General features: G+C 38.0%; 1 protein-coding gene. It reads right to left on the bottom strand.

Translation table 11 applies throughout. The annotated features are described in order from the left end of the window. Positions 1 to 119: 119 nt before the first annotated feature. Entirely contained in the window at positions 120 to 752 is a 633-nt protein-coding gene (locus tag V7083_RS10210) for an FMN-dependent NADH-azoreductase (RefSeq protein WP_335477421.1), read from the bottom strand. Positions 753 to 813: the final 61 nt, after the last annotated feature.

The raw sequence follows: 813 nt of genomic DNA, 5'->3' as shown, positions 1-813 counted from the left end.
ATAGTACGGCTTCCTTTTATATACATTATAATTTATTTAACATACTCTTTATGTCTGATGTCCCTTGGCAATAAGGTCAACTTTATACCTGGAGTTTTGCAGCCAGAATTCAAGTTATATTAAACTAACTCTACAGTTAGGTTTTTAGCCGCTTCCGCTACTTTTGCAAGACCATCAGCGATGATTCGCTCTGCTTGGGCAGGCATCGCATTATGTCCTTCGATAATGACTTCATTGATGATCTCCATGCCAAAAATGCCGCCAACGACATTTTTTATATACGTAGCTGCCATTTCCATTGGAGCAGCCTCAGGTGTAGAGTACACGCCACCGCGGGCACTAAGAATGATAGCTTTCTTATCCGTCATTAAACTTACTAACTGGCCATTTTCACCATATTTAAATGTGAAACCAGCTGCGAATACATAATCAATAAATGTTTGTAATTTTGCTGGGATTGTTAAGTTCCAAAGCGGGAAGGCAAAGACAACAACATCTGCTGCTGACAATGCATCCATTGCCTTTTGCTTAGCAGCTAAAATGCGTTGTTCTACATCTGACAATTCTTCGCCATTCTGCATTTTTCCAAAAGCATTAAATAAATCCTGGCCAAAGTAAGGCATATCTTCTGCAAAAACGTCATAGGTCGTGACGTTGGCACCTTCTAGGTTCTCCATGAAAGTTTCATACATTTTACTGGATACTGCCTCTGATGCAGGGCGGTTATTTGCTTTCACTACTAATACATTCATAATCAATAAAGTCTCCTTTTTAATAATCTTAAATTAAATATCTTGAATTCATAATATATGA

This window comes from Bacillus sp. JJ1764, from assembly GCF_036962145.1.
Taxonomy (GTDB): Bacteria; Bacillota; Bacilli; order Bacillales; family Cytobacillaceae; genus Neobacillus.
This window is presented reverse-complemented; position numbering and strand designations above follow the sequence as displayed.